The 19,283-nt window shown below is 54.5% G+C and carries 15 protein-coding genes; 4 read left to right on the top strand and 11 right to left on the bottom strand.

Annotated features, from left to right (window positions below; all coding sequences use genetic code 11):
* Positions 1 to 131: 131 nt before the first annotated feature.
* Positions 132 to 563, bottom strand: coding sequence for a hypothetical protein (locus EI42_RS13215; RefSeq protein ID WP_111322702.1), 432 nt, complete (start codon positions 561 to 563; stop codon positions 132 to 134).
* Positions 564 to 743: 180 nt separating this feature from the next.
* On the opposite strand from EI42_RS13215, the gene EI42_RS13220 reads away from it, so the two are divergent.
* From EI42_RS13220 to EI42_RS13230, 3 genes are all read left to right on the top strand, one after another.
* Positions 744 to 1,073 carry a hypothetical protein gene (locus EI42_RS13220; RefSeq protein WP_137686033.1) on the top strand — a complete coding sequence of 110 codons (330 nt, stop codon included), beginning with the start codon at positions 744 to 746 and terminating at the stop codon, positions 1,071 to 1,073.
* A gap of 273 nt (positions 1,074 to 1,346) precedes the next feature.
* Positions 1,347 to 2,402, top strand: a complete 1,056-nt coding sequence (locus EI42_RS13225) for a M4 family metallopeptidase (RefSeq protein ID WP_111322706.1) — start codon at positions 1,347 to 1,349, stop codon at positions 2,400 to 2,402.
* 264 nt (positions 2,403 to 2,666) lie between these two features.
* Positions 2,667 to 4,097, top strand: coding sequence for a PfkB family carbohydrate kinase (locus tag EI42_RS13230; protein ID WP_170142597.1), 1,431 nt, complete (start codon positions 2,667 to 2,669; stop codon positions 4,095 to 4,097).
* Positions 4,098 to 4,112: 15 nt separating this feature from the next.
* On the opposite strand, the gene EI42_RS13235 is transcribed toward EI42_RS13230, so the two are convergent.
* Positions 4,113 to 5,699, bottom strand: a complete 1,587-nt coding sequence (locus tag EI42_RS13235) for a GxGYxYP domain-containing protein (protein WP_111322710.1) — start codon at positions 5,697 to 5,699, stop codon at positions 4,113 to 4,115.
* Between the two features lie 131 nt (positions 5,700 to 5,830).
* Here EI42_RS13235 and EI42_RS13240 point away from each other — a divergent pair, with 131 nt between their 5' ends.
* Positions 5,831 to 6,829, top strand: coding sequence for a LacI family DNA-binding transcriptional regulator (locus tag EI42_RS13240; protein ID WP_170142598.1), 999 nt, complete (start codon positions 5,831 to 5,833; stop codon positions 6,827 to 6,829).
* On the opposite strand, the gene EI42_RS13245 is transcribed toward EI42_RS13240, so the two are convergent.
* The 9 genes from EI42_RS13245 to EI42_RS13285 all read right to left on the bottom strand — a co-directional run bounded on the left by EI42_RS13245 (position 6,826) and on the right by EI42_RS13285 (position 18,913).
* Entirely contained in the window at positions 6,826 to 7,752 is a 927-nt protein-coding gene (locus tag EI42_RS13245; protein ID WP_111322714.1) for a hypothetical protein, read from the bottom strand. The genes EI42_RS13240 and EI42_RS13245 overlap by 4 nt on opposite strands.
* 111 nt (positions 7,753 to 7,863) lie before the next feature.
* Positions 7,864 to 8,583: a GntR family transcriptional regulator gene (locus EI42_RS13250; protein WP_111322716.1), complete on the bottom strand. Its 720-nt coding sequence runs from the start codon at positions 8,581 to 8,583 to the stop codon at positions 7,864 to 7,866.
* A gap of 97 nt (positions 8,584 to 8,680) precedes the next feature.
* A complete protein-coding gene (gene frlD, locus EI42_RS13255; protein WP_111322718.1) occupies positions 8,681 to 9,463 on the bottom strand; it encodes a fructoselysine 6-kinase in 783 nt (260 codons plus the stop codon).
* 90 nt (positions 9,464 to 9,553) lie between these two features.
* Positions 9,554 to 10,576: an SIS domain-containing protein gene (locus tag EI42_RS13260; RefSeq protein ID WP_111322720.1), complete on the bottom strand. Its 1,023-nt coding sequence runs from the start codon at positions 10,574 to 10,576 to the stop codon at positions 9,554 to 9,556.
* Positions 10,577 to 10,594: 18 nt separating this feature from the next.
* A complete protein-coding gene (locus tag EI42_RS13265) occupies positions 10,595 to 11,941 on the bottom strand; it encodes an amino acid permease (RefSeq protein ID WP_111322722.1) in 1,347 nt (448 codons plus the stop codon).
* A gap of 37 nt (positions 11,942 to 11,978) precedes the next feature.
* Positions 11,979 to 12,794 carry a sugar phosphate isomerase/epimerase family protein gene (locus EI42_RS13270; protein WP_111322724.1) on the bottom strand — a complete coding sequence of 272 codons (816 nt, stop codon included), beginning with the start codon at positions 12,792 to 12,794 and terminating at the stop codon, positions 11,979 to 11,981.
* Positions 12,795 to 13,007: 213 nt separating this feature from the next.
* Positions 13,008 to 14,759 (bottom strand): peptide ABC transporter substrate-binding protein, encoded by a 1,752-nt coding sequence (locus tag EI42_RS13275; protein WP_111322726.1) that lies wholly within the window; start codon positions 14,757 to 14,759, stop codon positions 13,008 to 13,010.
* A 657-nt stretch (positions 14,760 to 15,416) separates the two neighbouring features.
* Positions 15,417 to 17,174 carry an ABC transporter ATP-binding protein gene (locus EI42_RS13280; protein ID WP_111322728.1) on the bottom strand — a complete coding sequence of 586 codons (1,758 nt, stop codon included), beginning with the start codon at positions 17,172 to 17,174 and terminating at the stop codon, positions 15,417 to 15,419.
* Entirely contained in the window at positions 17,171 to 18,913 is a 1,743-nt protein-coding gene (locus EI42_RS13285) for an ABC transporter ATP-binding protein (RefSeq protein WP_170142599.1), read from the bottom strand. The genes EI42_RS13280 and EI42_RS13285 overlap by 4 nt, the downstream gene beginning before the upstream one ends.
* Positions 18,914 to 19,283: the final 370 nt, after the last annotated feature.

The following is a 19,283-nucleotide window of genomic DNA, read 5'->3' on the forward strand; positions in this document are numbered from 1 at the left end:
GAAAGAAGAGCCGTTCTTTCCTCTCCCGGCCACGTCGAGCGCAATTTCTATAAAAGCTCTACACCGTATCTACTATCCATTCAGATGTATGGATAGTATACCTGGATAGAAGACAATCCATTATCAATATATTATACAATGTAGAGCTGAGCGGTCGTATAGCTCAAGGCAAGCAAGAGCAGAAGCTTGACCGCCTCCGCGACAATAAAAAGCCAGTGATGATAGGTCGGGGGCGCAGGTGTGCCCTTCTGCGCCAGCACAATACGCCTGTTGAGAATCGGGGTCAGCCACAGCGTCTGGGCCAGCAGCACCACCAGACAGAGCACGCACAGCAGCCAGCTCAACCCTCCCGGCACATGAAGCAGAAATGCCACCAGCAGCAAGATGGCAAGCACGAACTCCACTTTGTTCAGGGCCGCGAATACAATGCGTCCAATTCCCAGACCAAGCGTGCGGGTAATCCCGGGAGCACGAAACTTGAGTGGCGCTTCTAAAAATGATATACCGAAAACCAGGCCCGCCCAGAGCAATGGGAGCGCGACCTGAAGGAACTTCACAAACATCTCGTTACATCCTGTTCAAACGTAATTGATTTTCGCTCATATCGTACCAAAAGAACGCACATCAATGCAAAGTGCCTGATCGTTTTTTGCCATTTTCTGCCCTCTTTTGCTATACTATGATCAGCAAAACCCTGCGCCTCAAACGCATAAAGACAGGCAGGTGAGAAGAGGAGAGACACCTTGCAAGAGTCATCAGAGAAGCACCATATGCAGATTCGTTTCGGGGCCACTCCCTGCCCCTGGAAATGGAAACCTATTACCGAGGTCGAAACTGGCGATATCCTGATGCTTGGTGGTCAACAGATTCGCGTACAAAAGCTGCGTCAGGATGATGCTGACTGGATTCTCAGTTACATCGAGAGAACAACTGGCCGCAAAGAAGAGCAGCTCTACCGCTCTGGCGATTTTGTCTATGCCCTCATGGAACAGCCCGAAGTGCCTCGCCGCCGTCGCACGAAAACCGACGATTTCAGCGAACGAGGTCTCTGGGGAGAAGAAGAAGAGGAATAAAGCAAACATCTCTTCTCAGCGTGATAGGTCTGGATGCACTATCACGCTCTTTTTTGCCTTACTCCTATCATTGCTAGAATACAAGTTGCACTCTTTTCGTTCCATGCTCACCACTATAGCTGCATAGATAGACAGGTGTTTGTCTTCTTTTTCTCTGTTGTTTCGTGGTATAATACATAAGGAAGTTCTGTAACTGGTTTCTACCGGAAAAGGACTTTCCACTGTTTATCGTATCGTCAGTCATGAACTGTGGCTGGAAAGGGAAGATGTGTTATGGCTGCTACGACTCGTTCCATCCTGTCAATTATTCCTCCATACATCACCGATGCAATCAAGAAAAATGGCTCCCCGCAACAACGTAGCCGCATACAGGAAATGCAAGAGCTTGACCAGCGCCTTCGTACCAGTCGGGCAAACGTTCAACGCGCCACCAGCACCGCGGCACAACCAACGCCGGAAAAAGCCCGCACCGTGCAGCGTACCATCTACGATACACACAATACAAGCGAGCTTCCAGGCGACAGCGTCCGCACTGAGGGCAGCCCGGAAGTGAGTGACCCCGCCGTCAACGAGGCATACGACGGCCTGGGAGCAACCTACAAGCTGTACCAGGAGGTCTACAGGCGCAATTCAATCGATAATAAGGGAATGGCGCTCAAAGGCGTGGTGCACTATGGCCGATCGTATATCAACGCGTTCTGGGATGGCTCATATATGGTCTTCGGTGATGGTGATGGCGACCTCTTTAACCGCTTCACGGTCGCGGTAGACGTGATCGGCCACGAGCTCACTCATGGCGTCACGGAACATGAAGCGCATCTCATCTATGAGGCCCAGCCGGGAGCGCTCAATGAGTCCATTTCCGATGTCTTCGGCATCCTGACCAAGCAATACGCGCTCAAGCAGACAGCCGAGGAATCTGATTGGGTGGTTGGCGCCGGTCTTTTCACCTCGCGGGTCAAAGGCCAGGGTATTCGCTCGATGAAAGCGCCTGGCACGGCCTACGATGACCCCATTCTCGGAAAAGATCCTCAGCCGGACCATATGCGCAACTATGTCCAGACATTCGATGACAATGGTGGCGTTCACATCAATTCCGGCATACCCAACCGCGCCTTCTACCTTACGGCAACAAAAATCGGTGGCTATGCCTGGGAGAAAGCCGGACGCATCTGGTATGACACCCTGCGCGACAAGAAGCTGTTGCCCTATAGCACCTTCCGCCAGTTCGCAAAGCGTACCCTGGAAAACGCGGACAAGCTCTACGGCAAAGGCCCCGAATATAGAGCTGTTCAGGAGGCCTGGAATGAGGTCGGAGTCTCCATATAAAGCAAAACCCTTTTCATTCTCTCTGAAATAACGCTCCGGGTTCCCCACATGATCCGTATGGGGAACCTTTTTCTCGCAGTCACAGCCAGAAATCACCCCGGCATTCTTGCTGATAGACTCATCCCCTCAAAAAGCGCTCGAAGGCCCATACAAAAGGTCCTGTTACCGCTTGGCAATCCTTTCAGTTCGGCTTATACTGACTGCGAATACCAGTTTTTGACTATTCTATTTCTTCTCACTACAACTAAAGGAAGAGACGCCAGCATGACGAGTATCGAAAGCGTCCGTCGTTTTCGTCAGAAAAAGATCCTGGTGCTAGGTGATGCACTTCTGGATACCTATATAGAAACCGAGTCAAGCCGCCTCTGTCGCGAGGCTCCGGTACCGCTTCTGAACAAGGTCGCAGAGATCCACATTCCCGGAGGAGCCGCCAATTGCGCCGCCAACGTGAGCGCCCTGGGAGCCGAGGTCGTCTTTTTAAGCATTGTGGGCTCGGACCGCGCCGCCGATCTGCTGAAACAGGAGCTGCATACGCTCGATACGCTTGAGTTTATCACCAGCCAGCAACAGACAACTCCCCATAAGTGCCGCATTCTGACCGAGCATCACTATGTCGCCCGGCTGGACGAAGGAGCCGTACGCGGGCACATCTATGAAGAGACCTGTTATCAGGAACTCCTTGCCCGCCTGGAAAAATGGTATAGCTGGTGTGATGCATTGATCGTCTCTGATTACTGTTATGGTGTACTCGCTCCCCATATCATCGAGGCCCTCTGCCAGCTTCAAAGCAAGCATGCAAAGCCGCTCATTCTCGATTCACAGGATCTCTTGCGCTTTCGGCAGCTACCCACCACGGTTATCACCCCAAATGAGACAGAGGCACGCATGACCGCCTACGGCTTCGGGTGCGTCTCGGATGATATCTGGCAGATTGCTACCACACTGCAACAACACATGGAGGCGGAAACGATTCTTATCACACGTGCCGAAAAAGGGGCGGTTCTGCTCAAGCGCGATGGCACGCAGGCTCAGATACCCACACACCCGGTCTCGCAGCCGCACGACGTCGGCGCGGGCGATACCTTCGCCGCCACACTGACCCTGGCTCTGACCGCTCATCTTTCCCTTGAAGAAGCGACTGGCATCGCCTGTGAGGCTGCAAATATCGCTGTCAGCCGTCCCAGAACCGCCGTCGTCACCCACCAGGAGCTGCTTCAGCGTATCAGTCTCCGCGCCTCCCGGAATACCACGCCAGATGAAGAAACACTCCTGGCGCTGCTTGAAGCCCAACGCCAGCAGGGAAAACGCATCGTGCTGACCAGCGGCGTCTTTGACATCTTAAATGTAGGGCATCTCTACTTTTTGCGTACCGCACGCCAATATGGCGATGTGCTGGTTGTCGGTGTTAACAGCGAACAGAGCGTCCAGGAGCTCAAAGGGCCCCGCAAGCCAATCAATTCGGCCTCGGATAGATTGGCGCTGGTTGCCGCGCTCGGCCTGGTCGATTATGCGCTGCTCTTCAATGAGCCAACCGCGCACGCTCTGCTTGAGAAGATACGCCCGACTATTTATATAAAAGGCGGAGATCATAGCGACCTGCCAGCCATAGAGGTACAGGCAGCGGAAGCTGTGAACGCTCAGGTGGTACTTATTCCACTGTTAGGCGAGGCAGGCGAGCCAGAGCAATCAGCCTAGCAGGGCATTCGTGCTCTATCTACTTGTCTCCAATGAACAACGATACAGGCTCAGGAGCGTGCCCGGTGTCACAAAAGCAAACGTGCTGTCCAGCCGCTCCAGCCGTTCTACAAGCCGCTTGAGATCAGTAGGTGTCATGGTCCACGCCTGAACGTAGAGATTCAGAAACAACGGGCGCTGGCGGTTGCCTGCCACTGCATCCTGAATGAGCGCCAATGCATGTGTTTCATCTTTTGCCATGCCGATATTCTGACAGATAGGCAGCCCTTCCAGCAGACGCCACGAGGGCCGACGCTGTCCGCCGCCACTCAGGACGCCCCGCATGCCATGTGCCGCCAGCGCCTCAGCATACTGCTGCTGCCGTCCCGCGTGGATCAAAGCCAGCCCCGCGCCGGTTCTGACGGCCCGCACAGCCAGCGGAAGATGCTGAAAGATATTCGCATCAAGCACCTGAACCGTGCGCAGGTGCAACGCCTCCATCATTGCTGTCGTCTGGTTCAGAAACGCGGGAAGCCGCTCCTCGGGCCAGAACGAGGGGAAGATATAGCCCGCCCCGCTTGGCCCGGCCAGCAGCTCATCTTGCGAGGAAGCCGTGCGAAGATACCAGGCGGCCATTGCCGGAGCCGCCTCACCCAGCAATGGTGACAGCGTCCACCCGAGCGGGAGCTGTCCCCGAGCCTCATCACGCCAGAGTTGCGCCATCTTGCCCTGAAGGAACTGAATGTTATCTCCATCGCTCATAGTAAACGAGACGTAGATCTTTTGTGGATCAAGCGGCGCGCTGGCTGCTTGTAGAGGCGCAGGAAACGCAGCAACCGGCTGACTTGACCAGAACTCCAGATTCGAGAAATAGTCGCTCGGCAGGACCGGCAGTTCTGCACGAGAGCTCAGGATCACGCCGAATCCCTCATTGACAAACCAGCCCAGATGCAGCCCCTTCCGCCTGTATGTCTGGAGGATCTCGCGCATCAGGCGAAACTCGGAGTAACCGGTCCGATCGGGCAGCACGCGAAACGGGTTCAACCAGTAGGTAAAGGTGCGTGTGGCAATCAGATAGGGACGCAAGAAGGTTATAATCGAGGGCGGCAGGCCAGCGACAAGCGTTCCATGTGCCTCCGCACGCAGGTGCTCCCAGGCCCACAGATATGCCGAAACGCGACTTCGCCAGCCGAACTTGCGCAGATCAAACAGCACGGGCAGCCCTTCCAGCTCCCGTTGATAGCGGGCAGCCAGCGCAGGCGAGAGCAACAAAGCGTCTTTCTGTCCTGCCAGCATAGTTGCAATATTGATGCTATCGGGCAAAAAGGGATCATAGATGACCAGGCCGGTCAACTGCGCCCGCGCCCGCCGGAGCAGCTCCAGCAAGACCGCTTTCCCGCGCAAGGGTGAGTGGTCATAGGGAAGATCAGGGAAACAGGACTGCAACCAGAAAAGGTCATCCGGGCGCACCAGGAGATAGATCTGCGGGCAATCTCGGTTCAACAGCCCTACCAGCGACGCGACGCTAAGCTGTGTGTCATTCGACATGCCCTCAAGCGAGTAGACCGTGAGGCGGCTCGGCGCCTGAAAGCACGGCAGAGTTCGTGACCATTCATGACTCATACACTCTTCAACTCCTTTCCCCTACTCTACGTTTCACACGCCACAGAAGGGCACGCTATTGACAGCTCACAGCCCCCTTGAGTATGCTAATAGCGTTTCAGGTTTATCGCTCAATCTCAGAAGGAACTCACATGACCACCATTTATGACATCGCAAAAGCCGTCGGCGTCACACAAACAACGGTCGCAAATGCGCTTGCAGGGCGTCATAACGTCAGTGAAGCGACACGGCAGCGGATCCTTCAATGCGCCCGCGAGATGGGCTACCGACCAAACGTGCTCGCTCGCGGATTGGCCCGCCGCAAGACGTTCTCGCTTGGCTTTCTGCTTCCAACGATCGCGAATCCCTTTTATCCTGAAATCGCGGAAGAAGTGGAGCGTGTTGCCCAACAACACGACTACCAGATGCTTCTCTGCAACACGCATTATGACCCGGCGCTCGGTCAGCAGCACCTGGAACGCCTGGTCAGTCGCTGGGTAGATGGCCTGCTGATTATGGGTTCCAGTCTTGATATCACCTGTATTCTGCCGCACTTTCAGCAAGGACTGCCCGTCGTGCTCTGTGACTGGCAGGAGAACGAGAAGCCGCCCGCAGTGCTTCCTCAGGTCAGCACCGACTTTCGCCTTGCCGGGGCGCTGGCCGCCCGCCATCTGCTCGAACTGGGGCACCGCTCGATTGCCGTGATCGTCGAGGAGCCACGCCACGCCCTTCGACTGGCTGGATTTCGCGACACCCTCCACGAAGCCGGGCTCTTGCTTGAGCTGATCCAGCAGGGTTATTCGACCGTCGAGAGCGGGTATGCAGCCGCGAAGGAGCTCCTCGCGCGTCCCGACCGCCCGACCGCCATATTCACTACCTCCGACTGGATGGCGCTTGGAGCCATGAACGCAATTCGTGAAGCCGGGCTCTCAATCCCGCACGACATCTCGCTTCTCGGGCTGGATAACATTCAACTGAGCGCTCACCTGCACCCACCTCTGACGACGATTGCGCTCCCGAAACACGCGCTTGCCAGAACAGCAACCGAGCTGCTTTTACGCCAGATAGAAGGGAAGCAGGAGCAGAGCGACCCTATCCTGCTTCCCCCTGCGCTACTTGTCCGTGCGTCGACCGCTTGCCCGTCGCGTTAAGGGAGCACAGCAAGCACACGCTCTTCCAGCGCGGCAAGCCGGTCCATCAGCTCGGCAACCGCATGCCACTGCTTGCGCACCGCAACCGCTTGCGCCTGCCCGAAGAGGCGCGCCTTCTGCTCAAAGAGCCCTGCAAGCTCGTTCAAGCCGCCCTCTTGCAGGAAAGACACCGCGTCCAGCATACGCCGGGCAGCCAGCGGGAACGCGAAGTAGATCAGCTCCCCACAAAGTCCGGGATGCGCTCCCGCCCGCAGATAGTCAGCGAACAGGCGAATTGCACGAACGCTGCCATAAACCTGCGGGCCGCCCGGATCGTCGCGCACATTCTCGGCCAGCAGCGGAAGCGTCTGCGCTATCATCTCTTGTCTGCCTGGCTGGCGCACACGCACAAAGTCCGAGCGCATGATAAACGGCTCCTGCGTATAGGCGATCGCTTTCGCTTTCCAGGCCTGCAAGAACGCCTTCAGATCCAGCGGCACGCATGGATAGCCCTTCGGATCATGCAGCAGCACTATGTCCTGCTCGACGGCCAGCACAATCACAAAATGGTCTGCTCCACGAGCATAAGCCGCGTTCGGGTTATATGTCAGGTAGCCCATATCAACGGGGCCAACCAGAATCGGTCCCTTTGCCAGCGCCAGGCGCTCCAGCGCGGCCTGCTCGTCGCCTCCCTGCGTGAGTTGACAGGTCCAGCCAAGCGTCTCAATCGCCCGCGTCAGCCCACGATGCGGGTCGAGGCCATCGAAGAAGAACTGTACAGTCTCGCCACGTTTCAGAAACGCATGGCCAAAAGGCATCGTTGTCAGGCATTCCAGGAAGCCAGGCAATGGTACTTCTTCAGAGGCGGCTCCACTACCACGCAGCGCCATATGCAAACTATTTGAATAACAGTAGTCTCCACTACCAACGTATGGAAGCATCATTCGGGTTCTCCTTTCATTGCTCACAGCCAACACTACCAGCAAAGGCTGACATCTCCTGTCAGGAGTTGCCCGAAGATCAAAAAAGGAGCCAGGTGATCCTGACTCCTGAGGCTATTCGTGCTTTTTGTAGGCCCGTTGCACGGTCAAACTGACTTTATTGGTCTCACACATAAACGTGGACGTATGAACCGGCCTGTCATGCGCATCGTAGGCCACTTTCTCGATTTTAAAGAGGGTCGAGCCTGCGTCACAACCAAGCAGGTCAGCTTCTTCCTTGCGAGCAAAAACGACATCAATCACTTTCTCATTGCTCTCGATGTCAACACCATAGACATCATGCAGCACATGATAGGTTGAGACACCTTCCCCTATCTTCTGTTCCAATCCCGGAAAGTGCTGTAGAGGATAGAAAGCGATATCCAGGAAGAGCGGGCGATCATCAACGTACAGAAGGCGCACAAGGCGCAGCAGCGGATCACCGGCAGCAATGCGAAGTGTCCGCGCATCGGCCTCGGTCGCTGGTACAATCTGGCTTGAGATGATGCGAGAGCCCGATTTCTTGCCAAGCTCGGCGCTAAAATCAGCGAAACCGCTTACCGAAAGAAGTTCATTCCGGATCTTGCGCGACGTCACAAACGTGCCCTTCCCGGGCTTGCGCGTGAGCGTCCCATCATCGACCAGATCAGAGATCGCTTTGCGAATCGTGATCCGGCTGACATTATACATCTCGCACAGTTCCGCTTCGGTCGGTAGGCGCTCCTCTGGCTTATAGCGCCCATTCTGGATATCTTCCTGCAACAACTGGCGAATCTGCACATATAGAGGAGCCATCCCGGTACTCCTCAAATTGGTAATAGTCACCTGCCCCTACCTCCCATTTCTGTTCTTCTTCCGATTATAGCGCCTTGCCTCGCACTCGGCAACATCATCACCACGCCCCAAAATACGCAATAGTGATAGCAGCGCCTTCTGTGCCCAGTTCCAGACAGCGTTCGATTGGATAGCCAGAACCGACGCCATAGAGAAAACCGGCAATAAAAGAGTCACCAGCTCCGAGTGAATCAACTACCTGAACCTGCTTGATACCACAGGTGTAGAAGCGCTCACCATCATATGCCAGACTTCCACGCTCGCCAAGTGTTGTCACCACTACCTTCGCGCCCTGCTGATGCGCATGCTGCATGCATGAGCGTATATAGGCGTCGTCTTGATGATATGAGAAGAATGGATAATCGATCGCGGGTAATACCTGCTCCACAAGCGGATGATCCAGCTTATCGGCAAAGTCAAAGGAAGTAATCAGGCCTCTCGCGCGGAACCAGGGAAAATGCTGCTCGACTTTGCCCCAGATCCCCGCGTGCACCATATCATACCCGGCAATAAAGCTCAGATCGTCCTCGGAGAGCGTAAAGGACGCCAGGACGCCTTCTTCGTAGTCGCCCAGTTGCCGATCATTGTTCACCAGTTCAACATACGTTACCGCGGTCGAGCCATCGAGTTCATGCAGGTGCGAGATATCGACTCCCTGCTTGCTGAGCGATTCCTTGAGCAGGCGACCATAGGCATCACGCCCGACCGCACCGACATACGCACTCTCGACCTGATAGCGCCTGAGATAGACCGCCACATTTACCGCGTTTCCGCCCGGGAAATACTTCTGTAGCGCGGGGTATGCATCAATGCAGTTGTCGCCAATGGCTGCAATTCTCATCATTTCCTCCATTGGAAGGGTGCCCCCACAGCATCACGCTATGGAGGCACCTCGGGATACGCTTTTTTTCGTAGTCAATCGAGTCAAAACTTAGTAGGCAACGACTCCATAATAACGACGATTATCAGGATTGTGGTCATGCACAACGGCGAAGTAGTACGAGAACCACTCTAACGGCACAAACATCACCATTGGAGCGAGATCAGGATGCAGGCCCTGTGCCAGTTCCTGGTAGTCAAACACAATCGTCTCACCCTTATATTTGCGTACAAAATTCAGCGCGCGCTCGGTGATATGGCGGGAAGCGTCGGTGCCAAGCAGGAAGACGAAGGGTACGCCAGCCTCCGTGATCTCCAGCGGCCCGTGACGGAACTCGCCGCTCTCGATCACCGCACCATGCCCCCACATAAATTCCATGTTGGTGATGACGCCCTCTTTATACGCCAGCGGAACCAATGGACCAGCCGCAACCGTATAGAAGCCCTTCCAGGCTGTGGTCTGCTCGGCCAGCTTGCGAGCAGTCTCTTCGTAGTGCTCGATATGGTAGCCAAGCACAGCCGGTAGCTTCGGAATATCAGCCAGAATCTTTTCAACCTCGGCAGACGGCTGCGTCTCCTGAATAAAGAAGCAGGCAAGGAAGTAGACAGCCAGCAGGTGACATTCCCACATCGCATGAGCGTTATAGTCAAGCACAAACTGGCCCTCCGCACCAAGCGGGTTCCCCTCGCGCTCATTCACAATGCTGATAGTGGCGGCACCGCGCTCGTTTGCGATACGAAGCGCCTTCACTACCTCCTCGGTTGTTCCCGAATGCGAGATGACGATAACCGCGGACTTCTCGTTCACGCGCAGCGGCGTATGATCCACGAACTCCCACCCGGTATAGACATGGGCATTCAGCGTGCTGTACTTATCAAGCAGGTACTTCGCTGCGTCGCCGACAGCCATCGAGCTACCACAACCGACAAAATAGAAGGTGTCTATCTGCCGGGCGATCAGTTGCTTGACGATCTCCTGTACCTTTGCTTTGCCGCTTTCCAGGAAAGATTCAACCTCGCCGACCATGCTCGAGGTCACCAGAAAATCAACTTTTGATTTATCTAACTGTAACATATTAGATTCCTCTCTTCTTTATGCTTGTGTTGAAGGTGATTGTCCCTGCTTTTTCTTCTTCTCCCAGTAGAAGTACACCGGCAGCCCGGTCGCGCAGACAACCAGAGCCGCTATCAAGCCTTCAATGGGAGCCCAGATAAAGGTTCCCCAGGCCATCCAGGCCGCGCCAAGAATAGCAAGCGCAGTCATCAAAGGCCAGACAGGCATGCGGAACATAGGCGTATATTCGGGACGCTTTCGGCAGAAGATGACCGAAGCATACATCATGATGTTGGTCAACAACATGACGAGCGTAAAATAGCCGAGAAGCGTGCGCAGGTCTGCCAGAAAGATCAACACGATGGCATACCCGCATTGCAGCAGGATCGAATAGCCAGGTGTACCATATTTTGGATGGATATACCCGAAAAGCTTGAAAAAGAGTCCATCTTTCGCCATTGCGTTCTCAAGGCGCGGCTGATACATGACGCATGAGCTCAATGAGCCCAGGATCACAATCATCGCCGAGATCGCAATAAAGGGCGTTGCCACCGCAGCCAGCCCCGGAATAAATGATACCGCTTCCGAAACGGCAGCCTGCGAATGAATCAGCTTGTCAAAAGGCATCAGACCAGTGACCGCGATCGTCAGCAGCGTATAGAGCACCGTTATAATGATCGTCGAGCCAAGCAGCGCACGCGGCAGGGTCTTACTGGGATTCTTAAATTCACCAGCCATATAACAGACCGAGGCCATGCCGGTATAGGACCAGGTGGTTGCGGAAACACCACTCATCAGGCTGCTCATCACGTTGGAGCCCTTCGCCGACGCGGGCACAAAAGAGAGATTCTCAGGATGCATGAAGCCAAGTGCCAGGCCGATAACGACGACAAAAGGGATAATCTTCACCAGCGTGATCAGAACCTGAAACACCCCACCCTCTTTGACGCTGCGATAGTGCATTGCTGCCAGCACCAGCACAATCGCCACCGCCAGAAACTTGCCCCAGATGCCGCCCAGGACCGGGAATAACAGCGCCGCATAGGACACCAGGGACAGCGCCATAATGGAGATGGACGGGGGATCAAGTGCAAAGAAGCTCACCCATCCATACAGGAAGGCCAGCGGGCGAAATCCCGCCTTTTCGAGATAGACATAGCCGCCACCGTTCTCGGGATAGGCTGTCGAGAGTTCCGCCAGCACCAGCACTTGCGGAATCGCGATCAAGCCACCGAGCACCCAGGCAAAAATGGAAAGGGAAGGGGTTCCCGAGGCGTTCGCCACCTCGCCAACCGAGACAAAGATACCGGAACCGATCGTTGTTCCGACGGCAAGCGCCAGCGCGACCCAGAAGCCCAACTGGCGTTTCAGTACTGGACTACTCATACCGTTTTCCAATCTAGCGACGTTGCTGACGCTTCTACTACAATTGCTTCAGATACTCGTAGGATCGTTTCAGGGTCTCATGTGGATGCAGAACATAGTCACCGCTCATGACCTCAAGCGTGATAAAGCCTGTATACTGCGCCTGCTTGAGCGCTTCAAGGTAGTCCGCAAGCGGCAACACGCCATCTCCAGGGGCAAGATGCGCATCCGAGGTTCCATCACCATCGATCAGATGGAAGTGCACGAAATCAGCTCCGAGCTCCTCAATATACTGAGAGACTGTTTCATGAGCCAGATGCATCGCCACAGTATCCAGCATCCCTTTCAGCGCCGGAGAACCCACAAGCTGTTGCATACGCTTCAGTCCTGCAAGATCGGTGACGATATTTGATTCAAAATGGGTTAGCGGTTCAAGTGCCAGCGTGATTCCTTCTCGTTCAGCCACACAAGCGATCTGAGCTAACGAATCAGCGGAGCGCTGCCAGGGCTCGTCGTCCTTCTCGGAGAAATAGCCCAGGCCAGAGGTAACCAGCATCAGCGGCGCCTCCAGCTCGACTGCCGCATGCAGTGAGGCAATAAAGTAATCAACGCTGGAAGCACGAAGTTCAGCATCAGCAGCCGCTATGTTGAACGAATATGCGCACTGCTCGGGGGTAAAGCAACAGAGTTCCAGCCCTCTTGCTCGTATCGCCTCTTTTGTTTGACGTATCTTCTCGGTGGAAGTAGCGCCAGTATAGAAATGAGGTGCGCCGCCCCAGAGCTCAATTGCCTCTATTCCCAGAGCTGCCATTGAGTCAAGGAACACCTCAAATGGATAATAGCGATACGTAATGTTCATGCCTGCTATTTTCATCTTCGCATCTCCCTGCATACATCTTTGTTATGCATTGTTATATGACATTATAATACAAAGTTGAAAGCCCTGCAAGAGAGAAGCGGACGTTTTTTCAACGCGGCGGGCTTGCGCCCCCAAAAAGAAACGCTGCCGGAAGAGTTTCCTCTTTCCGGCAACGCCGCGATCTTACGCGTACCTGATGTTGTTGAAGTGGCTATTTCCTTTTAAGCCCTACTTCCACTTCGAGACGTTCGGGCAGGGTTTGTCGGTCGAGATGTAGACATCCTTCCATGCATCCGGATCCATCAAGCCCATCGCGTTATCAACAAGACCCTTGACACAGGGCTTGGTGACACTCGCGGTCTTGTTCTGGCTCACCGGGAGCCATGCCACATCGTTGACCAACTGCTGTTCTGCCTGATTGTACATCTGCATACGCTTGGTGGGGTCTGCTTCCTCGTCAGCCTTCTTCATCAGCTCCATGTTTGCTTTCTGCTCGGCCAGGTTCGGAGACTTGGACTTGTCGTGTCCATAGTTCCAGCTATTCTGAGCAGGATCAGTGAACAGCAGAGTCAGCCAGTTCTGCGGATCGGGATAGTCAGCGATCCAGCCGCTCTTCCAGATCATCGGTGCCTTGTCGTTGTCACGGGCGTTGTTGGTGACATCGAGGAAGGTGTTCCAGTCGAGGTTGTCGATCACAACCTTGATCCCGAGCGCCTTTTCCCACATCTGCTGGACAGCCTCGGCGGACTGCTTGCCAGCATCGCTGGTGAACGAAGCGGTGTACTTGATGGTCGGCATTGTCTGGCGGGTCAGGCCCTTCTCTTTCAGGCCTTCCTCGAAGAGCTTCTTCGCCAGCTCAGGATCACCTTTGGTGTCTTTCACTCCTGCAGGGCCTGTCAGGTTTGGATTGTAGCCGTCAGAACCCTCGGGGACGATATGGTTGGTCGGGATTGTCGCGCCCTTATCGATGTTGGTCGAGAGGACATCCTTGTTCAGGGCCAGCGCAAACGCCTGACGGATCTTGATGTTGTCAAACGGAGAGACCAGATAGTTCAGCGCGAAGTAGGAAATCCACAACTGCTTGGTCTCAGTGAACTGGCCGTTCGGCAGCTTCTTGGCGGCCTCGCGCTTGGCAGCAGGGACGCCAGAGCGCATCACGTCCTGGTTGGACTCGTATGACTTCCAGACGACGTCGCTGCTCTTATAGAACGGGTGGACGATCTTCTTCAACTGCGGCTTCTCACCGTAGTACTTCTCGTTGCGCTCCAGAACCAGCGCGACGCCACGCTGCACTTTGGTCAGAATGAACGGGCCAGCGCCAGCGCCCTCACCAATATGATCGGTCCATTTGTCGCCATACTTCTCAACAATCTTCGGGTTCACCACATATGAGGTGACATACGCGAGCGACTGCAAGAAGTACTGAGCGCGCTTGCTGGTAACAATCTGCACAGTGCCCGGATCGGGAGCAAGCAGGCTGTAGCCGATCAGCGTGTCACGCTTACCAGCCTGGAACTCATCCAGACCCTTGACCAGGCTCAGGTAGGAAACGGCGTTTGCGGCCTTTGTCTTCGGGTCAAGAGCGCGGTTCAGGCTCCACACAACCTCTTTTGAGGTCAGAGGATCGCCGTTGCTGAAGGTCATGTTCGGGCGCAGCTTGAAGGTGTAGGTCACGCCATCAGCTTCCTGCTTGAATTCCTGCGCCAACTGCCCCTTCAACTTCAGGTTGTTGTCGAACTCAACCAGACCGGTAAAGATCTTCCGTGCCACACTGCTGGAGTTTGATTCGCCGATCATCGGAGGATCAAGCGATTTGACCATCTCAACGCCAGCGATAGGCAGAACGAGGATCTGATCCTCTGCCTTGCCGCTTGTGTTGGCGTTATTGCCCGAGCTTCCGCCACAGGCCACGACCAACAAAGCAAGCATTGTCAGGACAATGGAAAATATCCCATGCCGAAACTTCTTGTGTCTTAACATATCCCTCTCCTGAAAAAGGAGTTTACTGAATAAATACACCAGACATCGTGTCGTAAAGGCAAGGTGTTGTGATGCCAGAATCGTACAAACCGACGAGCTTTCGAGATTAGAGACAGCGATGGTGAAAAGAGAGTGCCTTCTTTTCTCCCTGTCGTCTCGCGTGCATCGGCCTGCACTGCGGTCACATCACTACACAGGCCAGAATGACTATTGCTGTTCTGGATGAAGAAAAACATGCGTAAGGTATCACAGTACCGAATAGAAACCTGAGAAGTAAATACTTTCTTACACTTAGATCGATGTAATATTACAGGACACAGGTAGATATTCTATTCGGCATCCTTTCCATGCTCTCAGCATCCATTTCGCACAGGAAGGAGAACAGCAATTTTCTCCTCTGTAATAGAGTACGTCAGCTTCAAGGAAAACCTCACATATTTGTGTATCTTTTCTTTGAACTGTAAGGAAATCAGCTTCTACATAGAAGAGAGTATACATACATGTATACGTAGAAAATAGAGAGCAATAATACACAACTCCAATGGAAGCTTAGTTTTCACGCTACAGAAACAAAAGCTACTCTCTATGTGCTGACTATTTTATCTGATACAAGCGGCAGAAGAAGTGAGCCAGTCCCGCAGGAACCGACTCACCCTATCAGTGCAGCACGCCTTGCCAGAGAAGCCGCATCTCCTCGCATGTTTCCAGCAACCCATCAAGCGTGCCCTCAGCCGCTATTCGTCCCTCTTTGAGCACGATAATGTGATCTGCCTGCTGTAAAACCGCATGCCGCTGTGTCACTGCCAGGCAGGTTGCATCCGTGCGAGCAAAGAAGCGCTGCCAGAGCAATCGTTCTGTTTCCACATCCAGTGCACTTGATATGTCATCGACCACATAGAGATCAGGTTCATGCACAAACATACGTGCCGCCGCTGCGCGCTGAATCTGCCCACCTGAGAGCCGGACGCCGCGTGGCCCTACAAGCGTATCGAGCCCCTTTTCCAGCCCTTCAACATCACGTTCGAGAACCGCCGCATGCAGTGCTGCCTGAAGCTTATGCTCCGCCTCAGGCCGACCAAGCAGGATATTCTCCTTCAACGTCTCGCTAAAGAGCGTCGGTATTTGTGGCGTGTAGGCACAGCGAGGCGGCACCAGAAACGTCGCCGCGTCCTCTATTGGCCTCCCATTCCAGAGCAATAAGCCTCGCTCTTTGGGCAAGAGACCAAGCAGCACCCGCAAGAGCGTTGTTTTGCCAGAGCCAACCCGACCAGTAATGACCGTCAACGTGCCCCGCGTCAGGCTCAAGGCGATATCCTCAATCCCCCGGTTTGACTCAGGGTAGTGATACGTTATCCCTCTCGCTTCAAAGCACTGCAACGCATCTTCTTCTTTTCGTATATATGATTGTTCTTTCTGCCGGTAATGACGAGGATACACAGGCGCATGGCGTACCACTACCTCGGGAGAATTACCCTGCAACAGCTCCACAAGCCGCTTTCGTGATACCTGCATCTGGCGATACTTCGTCATAAAGATTCCGAACAGGTTGGTCCCCTGCGCCATCCAGCCCAGATAGGACGTAAAGAGGATAAAATCACCTACAGTAAAGCTCCCAGCCCGCAAGGAGGCACCTGCGAGCAAGAGAACAATGCCAGTTCCCAGGTTCGTCGCGCCCGTGACCAGCTCGCTTAGAACCTTACTGAAGATCAGATCTTTGAGCACAGCCTTGCGCCGGGTCTCATTCAGTCGCTGGAAATGGCGCACAACTCGCTCTTCAGCAGCGGCCACCTTGACCGCAAGCGTCGCTCCCAGAATCTCGCCAAGCAACCCGGTAATCGCTCCCATCGACTTCTGGCGTGCTGTTCGATAGCGCTGAATGTGGCGGGTTGCCTGCTGGACCACTACCAGCATCACGAAGAGCGGAAGAACAACTACTATAGTAAGCAGAGCATTCGTCTTCAATAGAAGAAAAAGCGCGACCCCGAGCATTGCCAGTTGCCCGAAAGGATCAACAATCCAGGTCACATAGCTCGCAATCTCCTTCGCATCCTCGTTTAACCGCGTCAATGCCTCACCGGGCGAGGCTGGAAGCGCCCGCGCCGCCGGATACTGCATGATCCGCGCCAGCACATTCCGCTGGATCAATGCCAACCAGATGGCATGTAGCGAATTCTCCATCACGTTTCCGATCGTCACCAGGCTCGAAAAGCCAATCGAGACGGCAACCAGCAGGGCCAGCAGGCTCCACGCATTCCACCCGAGCGGCTCCTGTTGCGAGAGCAGATCAAAGAAGCGCTGTAACAGCATCCCCGGCACCAATGGAATCAGGTAAAATGCGGCGACTCCCACAATTAACACCAGGAAGAGGATAGGCCGGAAGCACACCAGCCGCCAGATCAGACGCAATGTACTCATACCAGCTTCTCCATTCCCATACGCAACAGGCGAGCAAACTGTGAGCGCTCATCCTCAGCCAGCCGACGGCGCTCGCCATACTCACTTAGCCGCCCATCACTCAGAATCAGAATGTCATCCACAAGGTGCAAGGTATGCAACCGATGCGCGATCAGAATAGCGGTACGCCCCTCCAGCAGCCGTGTCATCGCCCGCTCTATCTCGTGCTCGGTCGCCGGGTCCAGCCGCGACGACGCCTCATCCAGAATGACGATCTGTGGATCTTGCAGAAAGACCCGGGCGAAGGCCAGCAGTTGCGCCTCTCCTGCTGATAGGCCGGTATTGTCGGGAGCCAGCAGCGTGCTGAGCCCTTCAGGCTGACGTTTATACCATGCAGCCAGCCCGACAAGCGCAAGCGCCTCTTCTACTCGATGATCAGGGATAGACTCATCAAAAAAGGTCAGGTTGTCACGAATACTGGCGTGAAAAAGCTGTATATCCTGTGTCACCATGCCAATACGCTTACGAAGATCCGTCACTGCCAGCTCTCGGATATCAATGCCATTCAGGCAGATCCGGCCCGCGGTCGGGTCATACAGGCGAAAGAGCAGGCGCGTGATCGTTGTCTTTCCGCTCCCCGTGCGCCCCACGAGGCCCAGCTTCTTGCCCGCATCCACTGTGAAAGAGAGCTCGTGCAATACCGGGTCCGCGTCTTCACTATAGTGGAAGGTTATCCGCTCAAATGAGAGCGAGAGCGGACCGGCGGGCAACGTGGCCCCCCTTCCATCCTGAATTTTTTGCTCCGTTGCCAGAATCTCTTGCGAACGGAGAATGCTTGCTGTCGCCTCCTGAAAGCTCCGCATCTCGTGTGCGAGGGCGTCCAGAGGCTGCTGCAATAATTGCGTATACGCATAAATCACATAGATGACACCCAGGCTGATCTGACCCTGCATGTACAGGTAACCGCCCAGGCCAAGCGAGACGGCCAGGACCAGCGTAAACAGAATCTCTGCCACACCAAAGCCGGTCATCCCCAGCAGGGACGCCTTCCAGGTCGCTCGAAGGCGCTGTACCGCACGTTCAGCCAGCCTCCTCAGTACATAGGTATGCGCATTGTGCGCGCGAATATCTTCAAGCCCCGAGAGCCGCTCTTCAAGAAAGCCCGAGATCGCCGCGTCCGCCGCGCTGACCTCCCGCCACCCCTTCACGCCAACATCGCGCAGCAGCAATAGCGCCCCCAGAAGAAGCAAGCTACCAAATAGCAGGCAGAGCCCGATCCGCCAATCAACAAAGAAACTCAAGGTCAGAATGACCAGGAGCAATACCACATTCCCCGCAATATCAAGCACAAAGCGCGAGAAAAACGAACCAAGCGTCGAGACATCGCCATCGATACGTTGGGTCAGTTCGCCAGGCGTATGGACGCTATGGAAATCGGGATCAAGCCGCAAGCAATGGGCCAATAGATCGCTACGAAGCATATTCGTTGCCCTGACGCCGATATTTTCGGCGACATAGGTTTCTGCCAGCGAGACAACCTGTGCAAGCAATGCCACGCCCAGAAAGAGCAGCGCGAGCACAAGCAAGAACTGAAAAGGCCCCGTTTCACGGGCAGTATCGATAAAGAAGCGCACCAGTTGCGGTTGCACCACTTTCAGGATAATACTTCCTCCAAGAAGGAGCGTTAGCAAGAGCACTTGCCGCATATGCGGACGAACATATCTGAGTAACCAGGCTCTATATCCTGCAAACGAAAGCACAAGAGGAACTCCTTTAACAGCATGAATAACAGTGTAATCAGAGAAAAGCAGGGAAAAGGAGATAGAGATGGAATACACCTGATGCCAGAGCAACAAGCGCATAACAGAGGACATTATAGAGCATCTACTGACGATATTGCCTCTTCTAAAAGCAACACTGCCAGAGATCAAGAGAGACGGTATTTATGCTTCTGTTTGCTTCGCCAGCTAAACGGCCCATAACACATGGAGCGAGTAGCGCTCTAGTATTGAATCAGGTGCATTTCTGGCGAGAAAACCGTTTCGTTCAACATCATAACCACCTCTTTCATATTATTCTCTTTCTGAGTATATGAGCTTCCTTTTGTGGTGTCAAGCGCGGCGATTTCCA

Source organism: Thermosporothrix hazakensis (assembly GCF_003253565.1).
In the GTDB taxonomy this organism is placed as follows: Bacteria; Chloroflexota; Ktedonobacteria; order Ktedonobacterales; family Ktedonobacteraceae; genus Thermosporothrix; species Thermosporothrix hazakensis.